A 390-nucleotide genomic window follows, 5' to 3' on the forward strand; every position below is an offset into this window, starting at 1 on the left:
GTGGGGGGTGGTGCTGGGGTGGGTGTGTCGGTCGAGATTGTCGGCTGGGCTGGCCCGTGGCCGGTCGACGAGCGGTGGTGGGTGCCCGCCGAGGCGCGCCGGCAGGCCCGGTTCCAGGTTCGCCTTGCCGACGGCAGCGCCCTGCTGCTCGCCGTGGAGCAGGGCCGGTGGCTGTTGGAGGCGATCTATGACTGAGGTGAATCTTGGTGCGTTTCTGCCTCCGGGAGGGCCGCCTCCGGGAGGGCCGAAACGCACCAAGATCTCGACGGTGGGCCGGGGGAGACGGTGAGTTTTCACAATTCGCGGATGTCGTGGTCGGAGTTGGAGCGGGTGCTCTCCGGCCGGGCCGGCGGCAGGACGGGCGGCGGCAAGACGGGCGGCGGCAAGACG

Annotated in this window: 1 pseudogene; it reads left to right on the forward strand. The window is 71.3% G+C overall.

Annotated elements, in window-relative coordinates:
- A pseudogene (locus C1I93_RS31070) lies at nucleotides 1–195 on the forward strand (DNA polymerase Y family protein); the annotation flags it as partial.
- Between the last annotated feature and the right edge of the window lie 195 nt (nucleotides 196–390).

This window comes from Micromonospora endophytica, assembly GCF_003236305.1.
Lineage (GTDB): Bacteria > Actinomycetota > Actinomycetes > Mycobacteriales > Micromonosporaceae > Micromonospora > Micromonospora endophytica.